The organism is Streptomyces sp. NPDC003042, from assembly GCF_053591315.1.
This window is the reverse complement of sequence record NZ_JBSFTP010000012.1, coordinates 89,594-109,015: the sequence shown is the minus strand read 5'-3', so window position 1 is coordinate 109,015 and position 19,422 is coordinate 89,594. Positions and strand designations below refer to the sequence as shown.

The 19,422-nt window shown below is 71.7% G+C and carries 19 protein-coding genes; 11 read left to right on the top strand and 8 right to left on the bottom strand.

What is annotated here, in order from left to right; translation table 11 throughout:
• Positions 1 to 6: 6 nt before the first annotated feature.
• Entirely contained in the window at positions 7 to 495 is a 489-nt protein-coding gene (locus ACWDYJ_RS09910; RefSeq protein ID WP_451564993.1) for a RidA family protein, read from the bottom strand.
• Between the two features lie 120 nt (positions 496 to 615).
• Entirely contained in the window at positions 616 to 1,896 is a 1,281-nt protein-coding gene (locus tag ACWDYJ_RS09905) for a M6 family metalloprotease domain-containing protein (protein WP_451564992.1), read from the bottom strand.
• A gap of 263 nt (positions 1,897 to 2,159) precedes the next feature.
• Here ACWDYJ_RS09905 and ACWDYJ_RS09900 point away from each other — a divergent pair, with 263 nt between their 5' ends.
• The 3 genes from ACWDYJ_RS09900 to ACWDYJ_RS09890 all read left to right on the top strand — a co-directional run bounded on the left by ACWDYJ_RS09900 (position 2,160) and on the right by ACWDYJ_RS09890 (position 5,421).
• A complete protein-coding gene (locus ACWDYJ_RS09900; protein WP_451564991.1) occupies positions 2,160 to 2,948 on the top strand; it encodes a TetR/AcrR family transcriptional regulator in 789 nt (262 codons plus the stop codon).
• A 61-nt stretch (positions 2,949 to 3,009) separates the two neighbouring features.
• Complete coding sequence (locus tag ACWDYJ_RS09895) at positions 3,010 to 4,545, top strand: MFS transporter (RefSeq protein ID WP_451564990.1); 1,536 nt, start codon at positions 3,010 to 3,012, stop codon at positions 4,543 to 4,545.
• Positions 4,546 to 4,665: 120 nt separating this feature from the next.
• Positions 4,666 to 5,421, top strand: coding sequence for a dioxygenase family protein (locus ACWDYJ_RS09890; RefSeq protein ID WP_451565016.1), 756 nt, complete (start codon positions 4,666 to 4,668; stop codon positions 5,419 to 5,421).
• A 4-nt stretch (positions 5,422 to 5,425) separates the two neighbouring features.
• Here the strand turns inward: ACWDYJ_RS09890 and ACWDYJ_RS09885 are convergent, their stop codons facing one another.
• A complete protein-coding gene (locus tag ACWDYJ_RS09885; protein ID WP_451564989.1) occupies positions 5,426 to 6,070 on the bottom strand; it encodes a Uma2 family endonuclease in 645 nt (214 codons plus the stop codon).
• A gap of 339 nt (positions 6,071 to 6,409) precedes the next feature.
• Here ACWDYJ_RS09885 and ACWDYJ_RS09880 point away from each other — a divergent pair, with 339 nt between their 5' ends.
• Complete coding sequence (locus ACWDYJ_RS09880) at positions 6,410 to 7,393, top strand: sigma-70 family RNA polymerase sigma factor (protein ID WP_451564988.1); 984 nt, start codon at positions 6,410 to 6,412, stop codon at positions 7,391 to 7,393.
• 310 nt (positions 7,394 to 7,703) lie between these two features.
• Here the strand turns inward: ACWDYJ_RS09880 and ACWDYJ_RS09875 are convergent, their stop codons facing one another.
• Positions 7,704 to 8,648: a helix-turn-helix transcriptional regulator gene (locus ACWDYJ_RS09875; protein ID WP_451564987.1), complete on the bottom strand. Its 945-nt coding sequence runs from the start codon at positions 8,646 to 8,648 to the stop codon at positions 7,704 to 7,706.
• A 63-nt stretch (positions 8,649 to 8,711) separates the two neighbouring features.
• Here ACWDYJ_RS09875 and ACWDYJ_RS09870 point away from each other — a divergent pair, with 63 nt between their 5' ends.
• The 4 genes from ACWDYJ_RS09870 to ACWDYJ_RS09855 all read left to right on the top strand — a co-directional run bounded on the left by ACWDYJ_RS09870 (position 8,712) and on the right by ACWDYJ_RS09855 (position 14,241).
• On the top strand, positions 8,712 to 10,289 hold the full coding sequence (locus ACWDYJ_RS09870; protein WP_451564986.1) for an MFS transporter: 1,578 nt from the start codon (positions 8,712 to 8,714) through the stop codon (positions 10,287 to 10,289).
• Between the two features lie 150 nt (positions 10,290 to 10,439).
• Positions 10,440 to 11,201 (top strand): DeoR/GlpR family DNA-binding transcription regulator, encoded by a 762-nt coding sequence (locus tag ACWDYJ_RS09865; protein WP_451564985.1) that lies wholly within the window; start codon positions 10,440 to 10,442, stop codon positions 11,199 to 11,201.
• The gene (gene pfkB / locus ACWDYJ_RS09860) at positions 11,198 to 12,148 is read left to right on the top strand and encodes a 1-phosphofructokinase (RefSeq protein WP_451564984.1); all 951 of its coding nucleotides are present in this window, start codon (positions 11,198 to 11,200) and stop codon (positions 12,146 to 12,148) included. The genes ACWDYJ_RS09865 and pfkB overlap by 4 nt, the downstream gene beginning before the upstream one ends.
• Positions 12,149 to 12,168: 20 nt before the next feature.
• Positions 12,169 to 14,241 carry a PTS fructose transporter subunit IIABC gene (locus ACWDYJ_RS09855; protein WP_451564983.1) on the top strand — a complete coding sequence of 691 codons (2,073 nt, stop codon included), beginning with the start codon at positions 12,169 to 12,171 and terminating at the stop codon, positions 14,239 to 14,241.
• Between the two features lie 33 nt (positions 14,242 to 14,274).
• On the opposite strand, the gene ACWDYJ_RS09850 is transcribed toward ACWDYJ_RS09855, so the two are convergent.
• A complete protein-coding gene (locus ACWDYJ_RS09850) occupies positions 14,275 to 15,054 on the bottom strand; it encodes a DUF6227 family protein (RefSeq protein WP_451564982.1) in 780 nt (259 codons plus the stop codon).
• A gap of 192 nt (positions 15,055 to 15,246) precedes the next feature.
• On the opposite strand from ACWDYJ_RS09850, the gene ACWDYJ_RS09845 reads away from it, so the two are divergent.
• Positions 15,247 to 15,888: a vitamin K epoxide reductase family protein gene (locus tag ACWDYJ_RS09845; protein WP_451564981.1), complete on the top strand. Its 642-nt coding sequence runs from the start codon at positions 15,247 to 15,249 to the stop codon at positions 15,886 to 15,888.
• A gap of 102 nt (positions 15,889 to 15,990) precedes the next feature.
• On the opposite strand, the gene ACWDYJ_RS09840 is transcribed toward ACWDYJ_RS09845, so the two are convergent.
• Positions 15,991 to 16,401 (bottom strand): rodlin, encoded by a 411-nt coding sequence (locus ACWDYJ_RS09840; RefSeq protein ID WP_451565015.1) that lies wholly within the window; start codon positions 16,399 to 16,401, stop codon positions 15,991 to 15,993.
• A gap of 298 nt (positions 16,402 to 16,699) precedes the next feature.
• On the opposite strand from ACWDYJ_RS09840, the gene ACWDYJ_RS09835 reads away from it, so the two are divergent.
• Both ACWDYJ_RS09835 and ACWDYJ_RS09830 read left to right on the top strand, forming a co-directional pair.
• Positions 16,700 to 17,233 carry a hypothetical protein gene (locus ACWDYJ_RS09835; RefSeq protein WP_451564980.1) on the top strand — a complete coding sequence of 178 codons (534 nt, stop codon included), beginning with the start codon at positions 16,700 to 16,702 and terminating at the stop codon, positions 17,231 to 17,233.
• A gap of 159 nt (positions 17,234 to 17,392) precedes the next feature.
• On the top strand, positions 17,393 to 17,638 hold the full coding sequence (locus tag ACWDYJ_RS09830; protein ID WP_451564979.1) for a chaplin: 246 nt from the start codon (positions 17,393 to 17,395) through the stop codon (positions 17,636 to 17,638).
• A gap of 78 nt (positions 17,639 to 17,716) precedes the next feature.
• On the opposite strand, the gene ACWDYJ_RS09825 is transcribed toward ACWDYJ_RS09830, so the two are convergent.
• Together ACWDYJ_RS09825 and ACWDYJ_RS09820 are read right to left on the bottom strand one after the other, a co-directional pair.
• Positions 17,717 to 18,064 (bottom strand): hypothetical protein, encoded by a 348-nt coding sequence (locus tag ACWDYJ_RS09825; protein ID WP_451564978.1) that lies wholly within the window; start codon positions 18,062 to 18,064, stop codon positions 17,717 to 17,719.
• 181 nt (positions 18,065 to 18,245) lie between these two features.
• Positions 18,246 to 19,391, bottom strand: coding sequence for a chaplin (locus ACWDYJ_RS09820; RefSeq protein ID WP_451564977.1), 1,146 nt, complete (start codon positions 19,389 to 19,391; stop codon positions 18,246 to 18,248).
• Positions 19,392 to 19,422 lie beyond the last annotated feature (31 nt).

Below are 19,422 nucleotides of genomic sequence, written 5' to 3'. Positions count from 1 at the left end.
GCTTCGTCACACCCCCATCGGGGCGTGCAGCTCTACGATGAGCTCCACCTCCACCGGCGCGTCCAGGGGCAGCACCGCCACCCCGACCGCACTGCGCGCGTGGATGCCCGCGTCGCCGAAGGCGGTGCCCAGCAGCTCGCTCGCGCCGTTCAGGACGCCCGGCTGGCCGGTGAAGTCCGGGGCGCTCGCGACGAAGCCGACGACCTTGACCACCCGCTTGACGGCGGACAGGTCCCCGGCGACGGAGGCGACGGCGGCGAGCGCGTTCAGCGCGCACTGCCGCGCCAGCTCCTCGCCCTGCTCCGGGGTCACCTCGGCGCCCACCTTGCCGGTCCGCGTGAGCGCGCCGTCCACCATCGGCAGCTGGCCGGAGGTGTACACGTGGTGCGCGCTCAGCACGGCCGGTACGTACACGGCGACGGGAGCCGGGGGCGGCGGCAGCTTCAGCCCGGCCGCGGCCAGACGCTCTTCGGGGGTCGTGGGGGTCGCGGTCACGACGGGCTCCTTCGCGGGAAGTGGACGAGTGCTCCGACCATGCCCGCATCCCGACCCGAAAGCCGCCGAAAGCCCTCCTCCACCCGGGTGAAGGAGGGTTCGCGTCCCGTCAGGGCCGGGTCACGGCCGGGTCACGCGCACCTTGTAGCTGCCGCCCGGGAGCTCGCCCACCACCGCCACGGCGACGCCCGACGTTTCGTCCGTGAAGGTCTCGCCCGACCGGAACGGCGCGTCCGACAGCTCCACGTGCACGTTGGGCCGCCGGGTGCAGCCCCCGCTGGCGGCCGTGCTGTCCGACACCGTCACCGGCCCGCGCCCGGTGTCCACGTCCGAGTCCACTTTGTAGACGAGCACCCCCGGTTTGCAGACGGCCTCGTCGTTCCCGGCCTGCGTCCGTACCTCGACCGCGAAGCCCGTGCTCTCCGAGAGGGGGACGAAGACCAGCTTCGTGCCGCCCTCCACCGCCAGCGGCGACAGGACGTGATCGCTGACCCCCGATTTCGAGGCGCAGCTGATCTGGGTGCCGTCGAGCCAGCCCAGCTTCCACTTGTGCCAGCCGAGCAGGTCGTTGTTGGCACCCCAGTCCTCGCTCATGATGTCCCAGTGCCCGACCGCGCCGCCCCCGTCGGCGGTGTAGAGGTCGGGCAGTCCGAAGACGTGCCCGTTCTCGTGGGGGAGCACCCGGTAGCCGGTCTCCCGGTAGGAGCCCGAGCCGTCGTCCTGGCGGCTGTAGACGAAGGACGTGTTCGCGAGCGGCACCCCGTCGGCCATCGGCGCCTCGCCGTTGCCCGAGAAGGTCACCGACAGGACGGTGTCCAGCGCGGAGGGCCCGGCGTTCGGGGTGACCAGGATGTTGATCAGGTCGTAGCGGCTGAAGTCCACGTCGGCGTCGGCGGCCTTCGCGATGTGCTCGACGAGCTGCCGGTAGCCGGGCTCGTACGGGGACCCGCGCTCGATCCCGTACGCCGCGAAGGGCATCGGCATCCGCAGCCAGTTCCGTACCGGCGCCTCGGGCCGGTAGGTGAGCCGTCCGTAGGAGCTGATCCGGAACCAGTCGGAGGTCTGGGGGAAGAACTCCGCCAGCCGGTCCATGGCCGTGCCCTCGCCCTTGGCGTCGGGGAAGTCGATCATCAGGTTCAGCGCGCGGACTTCGCCGGTCGAGCGCGAGTACCCGGGCGGGGTCGGCAGGCCCTCCGACATCTGCACACCCATGGTCCCCGCGATCCGGCAGGGCGCCAGCACCGACTCGGCGGTGGACGCCACGGGGCCGGCCGCCGCGTGGTCCCGGCCCGGTATGCCGGCGCTGGCGGTGGCCGTGACGCCGAGGGCCAGGGCGGTGAGGCCGATGTACGCGCTCGTGCGGTGACAGGGTCTGCGTATCCGGTGGCGGGTCTGCGGCATGGAGATCGCCTTCGGGTCCGCGGCAGCCGGCCGGGCCCGGTCTGCGCTCCGTGCGCCCACCCTCCGACGGCTGCGGGCCGCCCGCGCGCCGGGAGCGGCCAAACGGGATCAAGGCCCCGCGTCATGGTGTGACCCGTTTCACACGGACGAGTGAAATAAGCGGGGACGCAATCCCCGTTTGCACGGAGGTCCCACAAAGCGGGGACGGGCTCCCCGTTTTTCGGAGCAGCCCTGCGCGTCCCTGCCTCAGGAAGGCCCCCGGAATGAAGAGCTCCACCCGCACACCGGCGGCCGCCCCCGGTGCTCCCGTGGACCCGGGAGCGGATCCCGCGACCGCCCGCACGCACATCCCCACCGTCGTCCCCGCCGTCGCCCCTGCCGTCACCCCCACCCACGTGCCGAAGCCGCGCGCCGACGCCGTGCGCAACCGGGAGCGGATCCTGATCGCGGCCCGCGAGATGCTCGTGGAGCTCGGCGCGGAGGCCCCGCTCGACGAGATCGCCCGCCGGGCCGGCGTCGGCAACGCCACCCTCTACCGGCACTTCCCCGACCGGCCCACCCTCGTCCGCCACGTGGTGCTCCATGTGATGGACCGGGTCGCGACCCTGGCCGAGACGGTGCTAGCCGAAGAAGTGCTCGCCGCGGAGGGCCTCGCCGAGGCGGGGCGGCCGGACGCCTTCGCCGCCCTGTGCCGGTTCGCGCACGCCGCCGCCGACGAGCGGATCGGCGCCCTGTGCCCGATGCTCGCCGGTGACTTCGACCACAACCACCCCGAACTCCTGGCCTCCCGCGCCTCGTTGGAGGCAGCCGTGGAAGCCCTGGTCGCCGCCGGCCAGGCGGGCGGCCAGGTGCGCCCGGACATCGGCGTCGGTGACCTGATGATGGCCCTGTCCCAGCTCAGCCGCCCCCTGCCGGGCATCGGCTGCACGGAAGCGAACCGGTTCGCCCCCCGTCACCTCCAGCTCTTCCTCGACGGCCTGCGGGCACCGGCCCGCTCCGAACTGCCGGGCGCGGCAGCCACGTTGCAGGACTTCCGGCGTAAAACCAGGTGACTCGAAAACCCCTCATAACTAGTCTCTTCCAGTCATTCCGCACAGTGAAGTGGGTACCCCCATGTCAAAAACAGCCGAGTCGGCACCGCCGGCCGCTGCCGATCCCAGTCGCTGGAAGGCCCTCGTCTTCATAGCCCTGGCACAGCTGATGGTCGTCCTCGACGCGACCATCGTGAACATCGCCCTCCCGTCCGCCCAGACCGACCTCGGCATCACGGACGCCAACCGCCAGTGGGTCATCACCGCGTACGCGCTGGCCTTCGGCGGACTGCTCCTCTTCGGCGGCCGCATCGCCGACAAGTGGGGCCGTAAGAACGCCTTCGTCATCGGCCTCATCGGCTTCGCCCTGGCCTCCGCGCTGGGCGGCGCCGCCACAGGCGAGGCGATGATGCTCGGCGCCCGCGCCCTCCAGGGTGCCTTCGGCGCACTGCTCGCCCCGGCCGCCCTCTCGCTGCTGGCCGTCAGCTTCACCGACGCCAAGGAGCGGGCCAAGGCCTTCGGCATCTTCGGTGCGATCGCGGGCGGTGGCGGCGCCGTCGGCCTGATCCTCGGCGGCTTCCTCACCGAGTACCTCAACTGGCGCTGGACCTTCTACGTCAACATCCCCTTCGCGATCGTCGCGGCCGTCGGCGCCTGGATGGTCATCCGCGAGCCGGCCGGCTCCCGCAACAAGGCGCCGCTCGACATCCCCGGCGTGGTCCTGTCGACCCTCGGTCTCGTCTCGCTCGTCTACGGCTTCACGCGCGCCGAGTCCGAGGGCTGGGCGGACGGGACGACCGTCGGCCTGTTCTTCGCCTCGGCGGCCCTGCTGCTGGCCTTCGTGTACGTCGAGTCGAAGGTCAAGTCCCCGCTGCTGCCGCTGCGCGTCCTGCTGGAGCGCAACCGTGGAGGCGTCTACCTCTCGCTCGGCCTGGCCGTCATAGCGATGTTCGGCCTGTTCCTCTTCCTCACCTACTACCTCCAGGTCGTGAAGGGCTTCTCGCCCGTCAAGACCGGCTTCGCCTTCCTGCCGATGATCGTGGGCATGATCGTGGGCTCGACCCAGATCGGTGCCCGCCTGATGACCCGGGTGCCGCCGCGGCTGCTCATGGGGCCGGGCTTCCTCGTCGCCGCCACCGGCATGCTGCTGCTGACCCAGCTGGAGGTCGGCTCCTCGTACGCGGCGCTGATCCTGCCGGCGCAGCTGCTGCTGGGCCTCGGCATGGGCACGTCCTTCATGCCGGCCATGTCCCTGGCCACGCACGGGGTCGACCCGGCCGACGCCGGTGTGGCCTCGGCCATGGTCAACACCTCGCAGCAGGTGGGCGGCGCGATCGGCACCGCCCTGCTGAACACGATCGCCGCCTCGGCGACGACCGCGTACCTGGGCAGCCACGCGGCCGAGGCCGCAGCGGGCGGCGCGGCGGCGCAGCTGGTGCAGGCGCAGGCCATGGTCGAGGGCTACACGTCCGCGATCTGGTGGGCCGTCGGCATCCTGGTGATCAGCGCCACCCTCGCCCTCACCCTGATCAACACGGGCCGTCCCGGCTCGGGCGGCGCGGCGGCGGGCTCCGACTCCGAGGACTCGGTGCTCAAGGTCCCGGTGGTCGCCCACTGACGTAGGACCCGCGTCGCGGGAATGACTGACGGCCCCGCCTCGTTCAAATTTGAACGGGGCGGGGTCAGTCTTCACTCCCATGAACGAGGAGCGCGCCCAGTGAGCGAAACCCGAGACCGCATGCCGGCGCTGTACCTCAGCCACGGCGCCCCGCCCCTGGCCGACGACCCGCTCTGGCCGGCCGAACTCGCCGCCTGGTCGGCGGACCTCCCCCGGCCGCGCGCCATCCTGATGGTCTCCGCCCACTGGGAGGAGGCCCCCCTGGCCCTCGGCGCCACCGAGCCGGTCCCCCTCGTGTACGACTTCTGGGGCTTCCCCGAGCACTACTACCAGGTGCGCTACGACGCCCCGGGCGCGCCGGAGCTGGCCGCCTCGGTCCGCGGCCTCCTACGCGCCCCCGGCACCCCGGTCCAGGACATACCGGACCGCGGACTGGACCACGGGGCATACGTACCGCTGGTGGAGATGTATCCGCGGGCCGACGTCCCGGTCCTGCAGATCTCCCTGCCCACCCTTGACCCGGCCCGCCTGATGGACCTCGGCCGCAGGCTCGCCCCGCTGCGCGACGAGGGCGTCCTGATCGTCGGCAGCGGCTTCTTCACGCACAACCTGGCGGCCCTGCGGCACCCGGGCGTGCCCGGCTGGTCGGCGGAGTTCGACGCGTGGGGCCGCGAAGCCCTCGCCGCGGCCGACATCGACGCCCTCCTCGACTTCGAGACCAAGTCCCCCGCGGGCCGCCTGGCCCACCCCCGGACCGAACACTTCGCCCCGCTCTTCGTCACCCTCGGCGCGGCGGAATCCGACCTCACGGCGCAGAGCACCCCGGTGGACGGCTTCTGGATGGGCCTCTCGAAGCGCTCCCTCCAGTTCGGCTGACTTGTTAGGCCTCCCGGAGCGCCCCGGTGATCGTCTCGTCGATGGTGAACCCCTTGGCGGGCCCCTCGGGGACGACCACCTCGGTCCCGTACGGCATCCGCACCTCGGACGCGTACCGCTCCTCGCCGGGCACCGGGCCGGTCAGCAGGCTGACGGTGCCGTGCCCGTCGTAGTCGTCGATGATCAGGTACACCGGAATCCCGGCCCGGGCGTACGCCCGCCGCTTGCGGCTGCGGTCCCGCTCCAGGCTGTCCTTGCCGGGGGACACGACCTCGGCGATCAGCTGCACGGCGGAGGCCTCGATGCCCAGGCCGTCCTCGGTGACGTGCTCCTCGGCGTCCTCCAAGGCGATGAACAGGTCCGGGATCCAGACTTTGCGCTTGTGGATGACGTTGATGTCCTGATGTGCGGCGAACTCGCTGCCGTCCAGGAACCTGTCCAGGGCGCGGCGCAGGCGATTGGCGATCCGACCGTGGGAGTAGCGGCCCGTGGGTGACACCTCGATGAACCCCTCGACGATCTCGGCGTGGTAGCCCTCGGGGAGTTCCATGGCTTTCCATGCCTGCCACAGGACGTCGTCAAGGTCCGACGGGGGAGTCGCGACCTTCGGCATTACGGCCTCCAGCGTCTCGTGGGCGAGAGCGGTCAAGGTGCAGCACCTCCTCTCAGTGTGGGCGTCGCCGACCGGACGGCACAAGCGACGCCCCGACGTTAAGACGGTGATGTCCCATGCCGCAGGGATATGCCACCGCCCTCACTCGGACGGGTGAGGGCCGGCCGATGGCAACCAGAAACCGGTGAGGGCCGTCTTCCGGAGAGAAGGGCGCCGCACTGACGGCGGCGCAGGGTACTGCAAGATCTCGAAAAAGAAGGACCGGCATGGGAATTCTGTCCCGTTTCCAGTCGTTGTTTCCTTCGGAAGCCGGCACTCGGGAGAGTGTCCGGGGGACATACCGCGACCGACTCATCGCATCGCAAGGGAGCACGCATGGCAACCCGCGCCGCCGCCCGTCGTCCGTCCACGAGCCGCGCGTCCGGGGACATCGCCGACCGTGACCTCGTCGGCATGTACCTGGACGAGATCGCGCGGACCCCACTGCTCGACGCCGCCAAGGAAGTGGAACTCTCGCAGATCATCGAGGCGGGCGTATACGCCCAGCGGATCCTCGACGGAGCGATAGAGCGCGACGGGGCCACTCCCGACGGTGCCACTCCAGTACGTGCGGAGCTGGAGGCGCTGGCCGCCGAAGGCGAGCGCGCCAAGGAAGTGTTCATCCGGTCCAACCTCCGCCTGGTCGTGGCGGTGGCCCGCCGCTATCCGCGCAGCGGGCTGCCCCTCCTCGACCTGATCCAGGAGGGCAACGCCGGCCTGGTCCGCGCCGTCGAGAAGTTCGACTACGCCAAGGGCTTCAAGTTCTCCACGTACGCCACGTGGTGGATCCGCCAGGCCATCACCCGCTCCATCGCCGACCAGTCCCGCACCATCCGCCTCCCCGTCCACCTGGTCGAGGAGCTCGGCCGCATCCGCCGGGTGCAGCGCGAGTTCAACCGCGAGAACGGCCGCGACCCGGAGCACGCGGAGATCGCCGCCGAGCTGGACACGACGGAGAAGCGCGTCGGCGACGTCCTGGACTGGGCGCGTGACCCGGTCAGCCTCAACATGGGCATCGACGACGAGGGCGACACGCAATTCGGCGACCTGCTGGAAGACACGTCCGCGATCTCGCCCGAGCAGTCCGTGCTCTCGCTGCTGCGCAGCGAGGAACTGGAGGACCTGCTCGCCAAGCTCGACGACCGCACCGCGTCGATCATCAAGATGCGGTACGGCATCGATGACGGCCGGGAGCGTACGCTGACAGAGGTCGGCAAGCAGCACGGCCTGACCCGCGAGCGGATCCGCCAGATCGAGAAGCACGCGCTGCTCGAACTGAAGCGCATGGCCCGCGACACCGGCTTCGACGCCGTGGCCTAAGGCCCCCCGAACGAGCCCCGGCACCTACCCCCCCCAGGTGCCGGGGCTCCCCTTTTTCCTGCTCCATCATCCGGCAGGCCAGGAACGGAGCCTCCCAGCGGGGACGGGGACGGGGCGGGGTGTTGTCCGGGACGTAAAACGTGATGTGTGGCGCGACCGAGGTCTCACGCCTGTGTCCGGGATCGGGCGCCATAACTCATGCAGTCCCGGACGACACCCCGCCCTGGCACCGGCCCACCGCCCCCACCCGGCCCGGCCAGGGCCCCCGCACCCGGCCCGGCCAGGGCAAAGGCCCGGCCGGGGCAAGGGCCTACGCCCCCACCGCATCCGACAACCGCGCGGCCAGCGCACGGGCGGCGGCTGCCAGAGACTCCGGCCCCCGCACCGTGAACGGCACCCCCACCAACGCCAGCCGCACCGCCAGCCACTCCGGCGCGTCCCCCGTCTCGAACCGCACCCGCGCACCCCCTGCCTCCGGGACCGCCTCTCCCCGCAACCACACCGGCAGATCCCCCGCCCCCACGGCGAACGACAGGTCGACGGCGTACGTCTCCCCGCCCCGCAGCCCCCGCCGCACGAACTCGCCCGCATCCATCGGCAGCTCCCGCGGCGTGAACCGGGCCCCCGTCGCGAACGGCTCGCTCACCCGGTCCACCCGGAAGGTCCGCCAGTCCTCCCGCTCCAGGTCGTAGGCGACGAGGTACCACCGGCTCCCCGTGCTCACGAGCCGGTACGGCTCCACCAGCCGCCGCGTGTCCGCCCCGTCCCGGGCCCGGTACGCGAACCGCAGCCGCTCCGGCCCCGCCACCGCCCCGGCCATCGTGGTCAGCGTCCGCGGATCCACGCTGGCCCCGTCTCCCCGCGTCACCGCGACCGTGGCGGACTGCAGCGCGCTCACCCGGTGCCGCAGCCGTGACGGCAGCACCTGCTCAAGCTTCGCCAGGGCCCGTACGGAGGCTTCCTCGACCCCTTCGATCGCGTGGCCGGCCCCCGCCCGCAGCCCGACCGCGATCGCCACGGCCTCCTCGTCGTCCAGCAGCAGCGGCGGCATCGCCGCCCCCGCGACCAGCCGGTACCCGCCATCGGCGCCGAGCGTGGCCTCCACCGGGTATCCCAGCTCGCGCAGCCGGTCGATGTCCCGCCGGATCGTGCGGGCGCTGACCCGCAGCCGCTCCGCCAGTTCGCTGCCGGGCCATTCGCGCGGGGTCTGGAGGAGGGACAGCAGGGTGAGCAGCCGTGCCGGGGTGTCGTTCATGGGATCAAGGCTGCCAGGGAAATAGGTCACCATCTGACCTACATGCCGTCTAGGTTTCTCTCCATGAGCACCGAGACGCCCCAGACATCGCCCGAAAGAGAGAACGGGCCCGTACAAGAAGAGCGGACCGACACAGCCACCGCACCCAGCTCGCCCGCCGACCGCCGCCGCTGGCTGGCCCTCGCCATCGTGATGACCGCGGCCTTCATGGACCTGGTCGACGTCACGATCGTCAACATCGCGATACCCAGCATGCGTCAGGACTTCGGCGCCTCCACCAGCGCGATCCAGTGGATAACCGCCGGTTACGCCCTCGCCTTCGCCGCCGGCCTGATCACCGGAGGCCGTCTCGGTGACATCTACGGCCGCAAGCGCCTCTTCCTCATCGGCATCGCCGGCTTCACCGCCGCCTCGCTGCTCTGCGGCATCGCCGCCAACCCCTCCATGCTCGTCGCCTCCCGCATCCTCCAGGGCGCCATGGCGGCCCTGATGGTCCCGCAGGTGCTGGCGATCATCCACGTCACCTTCCCGCCGCACGAGCGCGGCAAGGTCTTCGGCATGTTCGGTGCCATCGTCGGCCTCGGCGCCGTCTCGGGCCCGATGCTCGGCGCGCTGCTCACCGAGTGGAACCTCTTCGGTCTCGAATGGCGCCCGATCTTCCTGATCAACCTGCCCGTCGGCATCGCCGGCGTGATCCTGGGCCGCAAGTTCATCACCGAGTCCAAGGCCCCGCAGGCCCTGCGCCTCGACCTGGTCGGGGTCGTGCTCGCGACCTTCGGCCTCGTCATGCTGATCTTCCCGCTCACCCACGGCCGGGAGAACGACTGGCCGCTGTGGGGCTTCCTGTGCATGGGCGCCGTGCCGTTCCTCTTCGCCGGCTTCATCGCGTACGAGAAGTACAAGATCAAGAAGGACGGCTCCCCGCTGGTCGAGCTGTCCCTCTTCAAGGTCAAGAGCTTCGCGGGCGGCATCGCCGTCCAGCTGACCTTCGGTCTCGCGACCGGCATCTTCTTCCTGGTCTGGACGCTGTACATGCAGATGGGCCTCGGCTGGAGCGCGCTGCACGCGGGCGTCACCGGCATCCCCTTCTCCCTCGCCGTCTCCGCCGCCGCCGGTATCTCGGTGCAGAAGCTCGTCCCGCGTTTCGGCCGCAAGGTGCTCCAGGCCGGTGCCGCGGTCATGGCCGCGGGTCTGCTCCTCTACATCTGGGAGTCCGAGCACTACGGCATGGAGATCACGTCCTGGCAGATGGTGGCCCCGCTGGTCCTCATGGGCATCGGCATGGGTCTGATCGTGGCGCCGCTCACCGACACCGTCCTGTCCCAGGTCCCGCGTGAGCACGCGGGATCGGCCTCCGGTCTGATCAACACCACCGGCCAGATGGGCAACGCGCTGGGCCTCGGCCTGACCTCCGTCGTCTTCTTCGGCCTGATCGACGACGACATGGTCTACGGCGCCCCCTACGTCGAGGCCTTCCGCGGCGCGCTCTGGTGGGTCGCGGCGGTGCTCGTGGCGATCTTCGCGGTGATGTTCATGCTGCCGCGCAAGCAGATCCCGATGGACGAGCAGGAGGACGGCACCCAGGTCTTCGAGCCCGCCGGCCCCGCCCGGCCCGCCGCCGAGAAGGTCCCGGCCGGCTAGGACTCATTCATCTGGGGGCGTCGGCCCCACTTCCACGGACATGCCCGCCCTCACACGGCGGGCATGTCCGTTTCTCTTTATTTCTTCTGCGACGAGGCGTACGGTAGGGAAGGAACAACAGATTCGGGCATTGAACGGACTCAAACCCACATGTACGCACCTGAGCGTCAGCAGGAGATCCTCCGCCTCGCCCGCGAGGCCGGACGGGTCGACGTCCTCTCCCTGGCCGAGCAGTTCCAGGTCACCGCCGAGACCGTACGCCGTGACCTGAAGGCCCTAGACCGGGCCGGCCTGGTCCGCCGGGTGCACGGTGGCGCCATGCCGGCCGGGCGGCTCGACTTCGAGCCCGACCTCACCGAGCGCGAGGCCACCGCCGCCGACGAGAAGGACCGCATCGCGGCCGCCGCGCTCGCCGAACTGCCCGACGGCGGCAGCGTCATCCTCGACGCCGGCAGCACCGTCGCCCGCCTGGCCGCTGCCATCCCCGTCGAGACCGCGCTCACCGTGGTCACCCACGCGCTGCCCGTCGCCGCCCGGCTCGCCGACCACACCGGCATCGACCTCCACCTCGTCGGAGGCCGCGTCCGCCACCGCACCCGCGCCGCCGTCGATGCCTGGGCGCTGCGCGCGTACGCCGAGATCCGCGCCGACGTCCTCTTCCTCGCCACGAACGGCTTCAGCGCCGAGGGTGGCCTGACCACGCCCGATCTGGCCGAGGCCGCCGTCAAGCGCGCCACGATCGCCGCCGCCCGCCGGGTGGTACTGCTGGCCGACTCGGCGAAGGCCGGCCAGGAGCAGTTCGCCCGCTTCGGTGCCTTCGCGCAGGTGGACCTGCTCATCACCGACACCGGGCTCGCCCCGGCCCACAAGGCGGCGATCGAGGCCGCCGGTACGGAAGTTGTGCTCGTATGATCCTCACCGTCACCCCCAACCCCTCCCTCGACCGGACGTACGAGGTCCCCTCGCTGGACCGCGGCGCGGTCCTGCGCGCCACCGCCGACCGCGTCGATCCGGGCGGCAAGGGGGTCAACGTCTCCCGCGCCGTCGCGGCGGCGGGCGTCGGCACGACGGCGGTCCTCCCGCTCGGCGGCGCCCCCGGCACGCTGATCGCCGAACTGCTGAGCGCGCAGGGGGTGGACGTCACCGTGGTCTCGATCGCCGGGCAGACCCGCTCCAACATCTCGATCGCCGAACCCGACGGCACCCTGACGAAGATCAACGCGACGGGCCCGGAACTCACACCCCAGGAATCGGCCCTGCTCCTGGACACGGTCCGCGTCAGTTCCGGCAGCGCGGACTGGATCGCCTGCTGTGGCAGCCTGCCCCGGGGCCTGGGCTCCGAGTGGTACGTCGAACTGGTCGCCCGCGCCCACGAAGCGGGCGCCCGGATCGCCCTGGACACCTCCGGCCCGGCCCTGTCGGCCGCGCTCCACGCCCGCCCCGATGTCATCAAGCCGAACGCGGCGGAACTCGCCGAAGCGGTGGGCCGCCCGCTGGCCACCCTCGGCGACGCGGTCAAGGCGGCCGAGGAACTCGTCGGCCGGGGCGCGGGCGCGGTCCTCGCCTCCCTCGGCGCGGACGGTCAGCTGCTCGTCTCGGCGGAGGGAACCTTCTACGGCACCGCGCCGGCCCCGACCGTACGCAGCGACGTCGGGGCCGGCGACGCCTCCCTGGCCGGGTTCCTGATCGCCGGCGGCTCCGGCCCCTCCGCCCTGGCCTCCGCCCTGGCCCACGGCGCGGCCGCCGTACAACTCCCCGGCAGCGCCATGCCCACCCCCGCAGACCTGCGCCCCGACGCGGTACGCGTCACCCAGGACCTGCCGCTGGACCTCCCCCTGACCGACCCCGCCACGGTCTGACGCGCGCGAAGGAGCCCGTGATGAGCGAGATGATCACCCCCGAGCTGGTCGACCTCGACCTGTCCGCCGAGTCCAAGGAGGACGCGGCGCGCGCCCTCGCCACCCGCATGGTGGCGCTGGGCCGGGTCACGGACCTGGACGGCTTCCTGGCCGACGTGGCCGCGCGGGAGGCCCAGATGCCGACCGGGCTGGAGGGCGGGATAGGCATCCCGCACTGCCGGTCGCCCCATGTGAGTGCCCCGACCCTGGCCTTCGGCCGGGCCGCGGCCGGCGTCGACTTCGGCGCCCCGGACGGTCCGGCGGACCTGATCTTCCTGATCGCGGCCCCGACGGGCGCGGACGACGCGCACCTGACGATCCTGTCCTCCCTGGCCCGCCGCCTGATGCGTCCCGAGTTCACGGCGGCCCTGCGCACGGCCGCCACCCCGGCGGAGGCCGCCGCCGCCCTGGCCGGCCCGGAGACCGGGTCCGCTGCGCGGAGCCCTTCCCCCACCCCGCCCCTTCCCGAAACCGGCGCTGCGCCCGGGACCGCGCCCGGGGCTGCGCCCCCGACCCCGACCCCGACCGCCGCGGCGGGCTCTGCCGTCTCGCCAGGGGCGCGGGTCCGGGCCGAGCCCGGTTCGGGAACCGGTTCCGAAGGGGCGGGCTTCAGCGTCGTCGCCGTCACCTCCTGCCCCACCGGGATCGCGCACACCTACATGGCGGCCGAGGCCCTCCAACGCGCGGCGGCCGACGCCGGCATCGGCATCACCGTCGAGACGCAGGGCTCGGCCGGCTTCACCCGGCTCAGCCCGCAGGACATCGCGGCGGCCGACGCCGTCGTCTTCGCCCACGACGTCCCCGTCCGCGACCGCGGCCGCTTCGCCGGGAAGCCCACCGTCGACGTCGGCGTCAAGGCGGGCATCAACCGCCCCGCCGAACTCCTCGTCGAGGCCCGTGACAAGGCGGCCCGCGGCGAGGTGGAGTCGCACACGCCCACCCCCGTCGAGCAGGCCGGCCAGGACACCGACGGCTACGGCGCCAAGCTCCGTACCTGGCTCATGTCCGGCGTCAGCTACATGGTCCCCTTCGTCGCCGCGGGCGGACTGCTCATCGCCCTCGCCTTCGCGATCGGCGGGTACGAGATCAACACCGCCCCGTCCGTCGCCGAGCACTTCCTCTGGACCGAGGCCGCCAGCTGGGCGGCGCTGCTCTTCCAGACCGGCGGCCTCGCCTTCGGCTTCCTCATCCCCGTCCTCGCCGGTTACATCGCCTACGGCATGGCCGACCGCCCGGGTCTGGTCCCCGGTTTCGTCGGCGGCGCCGTCGCCCTCACCATCAACGCCGGGTTCCTCGGCGGCCTGATCGCCGGCCTGGTCGCGGGCGGCACCGTCCTCGCCGTCCAGCGGCTGAAGATACCCACCCCGCTGCGCGGGATCATGCCGGTCGTCGTGCTGCCGCTCATCGGCTCCGCCGTGACCGGGTTCCTGATGTTCCTCGTCGTCGGCAAGCCCATCGCCTCGCTCCAGCAGGCGCTCACCGACTGGCTGTCGGGCCTCTCCGGCGCCAACGCGGTCATCCTCGGGGTGATCCTCGGCATGATGATGTGCTTCGACCTCGGCGGCCCGGTCAACAAGGTCGCCTATGCCTTCGCCATCGGCGGGCTCGCCGCTCCCAACGAGGGCAGCCTGAAGGTCATGGCCGCCGTGATGGCCGCCGGTATGGTGCCGCCGCTCGCGATGGCCCTCGCGACCACCGTGCGCGGCCGGCTCTTCTCCAAGGCCGAGCGGGACAACGGCAAGGCGGCCTGGTTCCTCGGGGCCTCCTTCATCAGCGAGGGCGCCATTCCCTTCGCCGCGGCCGACCCGCTGCGCGTGATCCCCGCCGCCATGGCCGGCGGCGCGGTCACCGGAGCCCTCTCGATGGCCTTCGAGTGCACCCTGCGGGCCCCGCACGGCGGCATCTTCGTCGTCCCGCTGATCGGGTATCCGTTCCTCTACCTGCTCGCCATCGCCGCCGGCATGGTGACCACCGCCGGTCTGGTCATCCTCCTCAAGGGGATGCGCCGCACCGCAGAGCCCGCCGAGCCGCCGAAGGTCGCCGTGGCGGCCTGATCCGGCCGCCGCCCGCGATCACCGGCGGCAGCGTCACCGCACCCGCGCGCGGAGCTCCATCGCTCCGCGCGCGGTTGCCTCGCTCTCGTAGACCTCGCACATGTGCCGCCCGTCCGGCGTCGCGGTGTGCTCGACCTCCCACAGACTGAACTCCCGTCCGTCCAGCAGGACGAACGCGTGCTCGTACAGGCTGAATCCGGCGTCCCGCCCGTCGGCCAGGCACTGCCGGCCGCCGAAGGCCTGGGTGATCTGGTGGGCGTACGCCGAGCGCAGCAGCGTACTCACGTCCTCGCCGGGCCGGTCGGCGTTCTCCGCGCGACGCAGCACCCGCCGGGCGTGGTCGGCGGACTGCTCCACCGTGTACTCCCGGTACCGCTCCCTCGGCGAGGCGGCGGCGGCGAACAGGGCGCTCAACAACGCCAGGTCGTTCTCGGACCCGTCCTCCTCCTCGGCGGCGGTCAGAGTGGGGTCCAGCACGGCCTCCGCCGGGATCCCGCCGCATATCCGGGCGACCGCCTGGGAGAACTCGCTCTTGCTCGCGAAGACCTCGTACCGGGTGCTCCGGTCGCCCTCGAGCCGGTAGGCGGCCTCCCAGAGCGAGACCGATCCGCCGTCGGCCAGCAGATAGGTGTGGCGGTGCGTCTCCCGCCACAGGCCCGCCGACGGGCTGTGGTGCGTGGTGTACAGCGCGGAGCTGTGGGCGAGCGCCGTACCGAGGCGCTCGACCAACCGGTCCGTCAGGTCGAAGGAGTTGAGGGCGCGGCCCAGGAGTCGCTCGAGGTGCGCCTCGGTTGTCTCGTACGGATCGCTCAAGGTGGGTCTCCAGGCCGTCGCAGCTTGTCACTTCGCGGAAGCACAACGTAGCCCCTGGCTCTGACATCACGTCCGGGGTTCGGTAAAACGTCCGGGAAGAATCTGGGGTTCCCGCCACACCTTCAGGTCAACTTGCGTATATCTAGGCATGGTTAGCCCCGGTCTATGGCATTGCGCGCGACTATGGGCCGCATGGCAACGAATACAGTGGGCGTACCCCGTCAACAGGGCCTGCCCCGCAGTGGACCCGAGCGCGAACCGGCCGCGGCCCCGAGGGGGTTGGCCTGGCTGCTGGCCCTCACCGGGGCGGCCGGGGTGCTGGCCTCCTGGGTGATCACCCTCGACAAGTTCCTCCTGCTGGAGGACCCGGACTTCAAGCCCGCCTGCAGTCTCAACCCGGTCGTCTCCTGCGGCAGCGTCATGCAGAGCGAGCAGGCGGCCGCCTTCGGCTTCCCCAACCCCATGCTGGGCCTGGCCGCGTACGCCGTCGTGGTCTGCGTGGGAGCCGGCCTGCTCGCGGGCGCCCGCTACGGCCGCTGGTTCTGGCTCGGGCTCAACGCCGGGACCCTCTTCGGCACCGGCTTCTGCGGCTGGCTGATGGTCCAGTCGCTCTACGAGATCAACGCCCTCTGCCTGTGGTGCTGCCTGGCCTGGCTGGCGACGCTGCTGATGTTCTGGGCGGTCACCGCGCACAACGTCCGCACCGGAAACCTGCCCGCGCCGGGTCCGCTGCGGGTCTTCTTCACCGACTTCGGCTGGGCCCCGCCCGCCCTGCACGCCGGGGTGATCGGGATGTTGGTCCTCACCCGCTGGTGGGACTTCTGGACCAGCTGACGGCCGCACGCGTACGAGGGCCCCGGCAGCTGGAGGCTGCCGGGGCCCTCGTCACATCGCTCCACGGGCACCAGAGGCCCTGACCAGGAAGGGGAGCGGAAGTCAGCTGCCGGACGAGAGGTTGCCCGAGAGGACCGGGATGTTGCTGAGGATGTGCGAGAGCGGCTCGTCACCCTTGGCCTGGGTGGAGTTCTCGGCGCACTGCTGGGTCTGCGGGTTGGACAGGACCGGGATGTCCTGGACGCCGACGTTGACGAGGGCCAGGATCGACTGCACGTTGACCTTCGCCGGCAGGCCGATGCAAGGCTTGTTCAGGGTGCCCTGGACCAGGCTGAGCTGCGGGCTCATCGGGCCTTCGGTCTTCTGGTTGCCGTAGATCTGGGAGGCACCGTTGCCGTTGACGGTGTTGACCCCGGTGTCGTTTCCGATGGCCATGGCCGGGGCCGCAGCGGCAGCGCCCACGCCAACGGCAACAGCGGAGACCGCGGCAGCGGTCATGATCTTCTTGAGCATCATTGGTCCTTTTGTCGCACGAGTGCCCGCTAGTGGAGCGCCCTGATCAACTGGGCTTCCGGGGTCTTGGTTCCGCTGGTTCACTCAAACGGCCCGTACGGAGTGCGTTTATCCCCAGGGAGGGTGAGGCCGTACCGGACGCGTGCGCGAAGCCCGTACGCAGCCCGCAGTGGCCCGCGGCGACCGCCCGGCCGTTCATGATCCGGTTGCGCTCCGTGCGAGGTGTTCGCACGGTGGGTAAGGAGGAAGCGGATCACTCCGGTCCGCTTTTCCGTGCGACCACCCAGAAGGAACCTTCATGCACCGCACCAAGCCGTCCCGGCTCCGCGTCCTTGTCCCGTCGGCCCTCGCGGTCGTCATATTGGCCAGCGGGGCTGCCCCCGCGGCCGCCGCGGACGGTAGCTCCGCGTCTCTGAACGACCGGGTGGCGGCCGTCCAGGAGAAGATCGAGGGGATCGAGGAGCGCGCGGCGGCGGGTCCGATCGACGACCTCCTCGCCGGTATCACCAAGACGATCCAGGACCTCCTCAAGTCGCTGGAGGGCCTGCTGCCCGCCGGGGTGAAGTTGCCGGTGATCGAGCTGCCGAAGCTCCCCGCCCTGCCGGAGATCCCGGGGCTCCCGAACCTCCCGATCGAGATCCCCAATCTGCCGGCCGTTCCGACCGTGCCGACCGTTCCGGCCGTGCCGACGACGCCGACCACTCCGACGACCCCTACCACTCCGACGACCCCTACCACTCCGACCACTCCCACGACTCCGGCCGTGCCGCCGGTGAACCTCGTCCCCGAGATCCCCGGCATCCCCGACATCCCTGATATCCCCGTCCACTAGAAGGGGCGAGGCGGCGGCGGGAACGGGACGGATGGTTACGACTATTGGGCTGAACAGGTCTGATCCGCTTCGAAACCGTGTCGTCCGGGAAGGTGGAGCGTTTCGCTCGGTGTGAGCCCCGGCCTCGGGGCAGGACATCGAACAGAAGGTGCACTTCCCATGAACTCTGCTGCTGCCAAGAAGGCCGCCCTGGTCCTGGCCACCGCCGGTCTCGCTGCGGCCGGTGCCGCCGGCTCCGCCGTCGCCGACTCTTCGGCCGAGGGTGCGGCCGTGGAGTCCCCCGGCGTCCTGTCGGGCAACCTGGGTCAGGTCCCGGTCCACGTCCCGATCAACGTCTGCGGCAACTCCGCGCAGTTCATCGGCGCTCTGAACCCGGCGTTCGGCAACGTCTGCGTCAACGACTGACGTCAGTCGCATTCGGCACGTACGACTGTGGGCGCCACCGGCCTCGCCGGTGGCGCCCACAGTCATGTCGGGGGCCGTTCAGTGGCCGCCGCCGTTGAGCTTCACACCGCCGAGCAGCGGGGACGCCTGGGTGGCGCCGTTCGCGAGGTTCAGCGCTTCGGCGGGGGCGTCGTTGCGGACCTTGTTGACGCTCTGGACGGTGCCGACGACCTTGTCGACGTGTTCGCCCTGCTCGGCCAGGCCGTTGCCCACCGTCTGGGGGAGCGCCTCGGTGACGGGTCCGGCGGTGTTCAGCACCTCCGACAGCCCGCTCGTCACGCTCATGGGGGGCATCGCGGCCGGTGTCTCGGCGGCGAAGGCGGGAGCCGCGGCGCCGAGGGCGGCGACGGAGCCGGCGACGACAGCGGCAACCTGCTTGAGCTTCATGGTCGAAATCCTCATTCTTTTCGTGGGCAGAGGCGTCAGCGGCGACCGTCGCGCCGCTTTCGACCTGCGTAACGATTCCCGGCCGATACGGAAACGCGGACGGTACGGCGTACGGCAACGGCCGGAGAATCCGACAAGGAATTCTCCGGCCGATATTTCTTCTGATCACCGTTGATCCCGGTCAGGCGATTCGGGACCTCCGGTACAAAATCGCACCGCCCAGGATCAGGGCCGAGGCGAGGGCCGCGGCGGCGCCGGCCTGACCCGCACCGGTGGCGGCCAGTTCCGGCGGCGTGGCGAAGGCGGGCGCGGGAGCCGGCGCGGGGACGGCCGTCACCGGCGGGGCGGCGGCCGGGACGGGAGCCGGAGCCGGGGGCAGGTCGACCGGGATGTCACCGGCGGGGGCGGCCGGGGGCTGGTCCGCCGGACGGGCGGGCTCCGGGGCCGGCTGCTCCACGGGCTTGTTCCCGTGCGGCGGCTGGGGAGCCGGGGGCTCGTGCGCGACGGGCGGCGCCGGGGCGGGGGCCGGTTCCGGGACGGGGAGGGGCTGTGGCTGCGGTGCGGGCTGGGGCTGCGGTGCCTCCCCAACCGGGGCCGGGGCGGGCTCCGGCGCCGGGAGCGGCATGGGCGGCACCTCGGGCACCGGCTCGGGAGCCGGCGCGGGCGGTGGAGCCGGGTGCTCCCCGACGGGCTCGGGCTTCGGTTCCGGCTTGGGCTCGGGCAGCGGTTCCGGCTCCGGCTGCGGCAGCGGGGTCGGCGCGGGCAGCGGGGACGGGTGCTCCGCCTCGGGCGCGGGCTGCGGGGGGTGGTCGTCGCACTCCTCCTCGCCCTCCGGTCGCTCCTCACCCTCGCCGGAGTCGCCGTAGCCGTCGTCCCGGGGGCCTTCCTCGTGCCGGGGCGCCGCGTGCTTGGGGGCGTGCGCGCGGGGCTCCTCGTAGCGCCGTTGCTCGTCCCGGCGCTGTGGGGGCAGCGCGTGTCGGCCGCCCCGGCGCTCGTCGAGGTAGCGCTCGAAGGTCTCCGCGTGCTCGGGGCTCAGGTGGCGCTCGTAGTCGTAGTCGACGTCCGAGCCGGTCGTGGTGGCACAGGTGTTGCCCATCGAAGGGTTGAGCGCCGCGCCCCCGTCCACGCTGTTGCCGCACACGTTCGGCGCGAAGGTGATCGGTACCGAGACGCTGTTGCCGGACAGCACGCCCGGTGAGTGCGAGGCCTCGGCCATCGACCCGGGCTGCGCGTAGGCCGCGCCGGTCGCGATCGACAGCAGGCTGGAGGCGGCCGCCGCCGTGAGCATCCCCTTGCCCAGTACCTGTCGGCTCAGTACCTGTCGCATGGGTCCTTCCCTGTCTACCGGCACTGCGGCC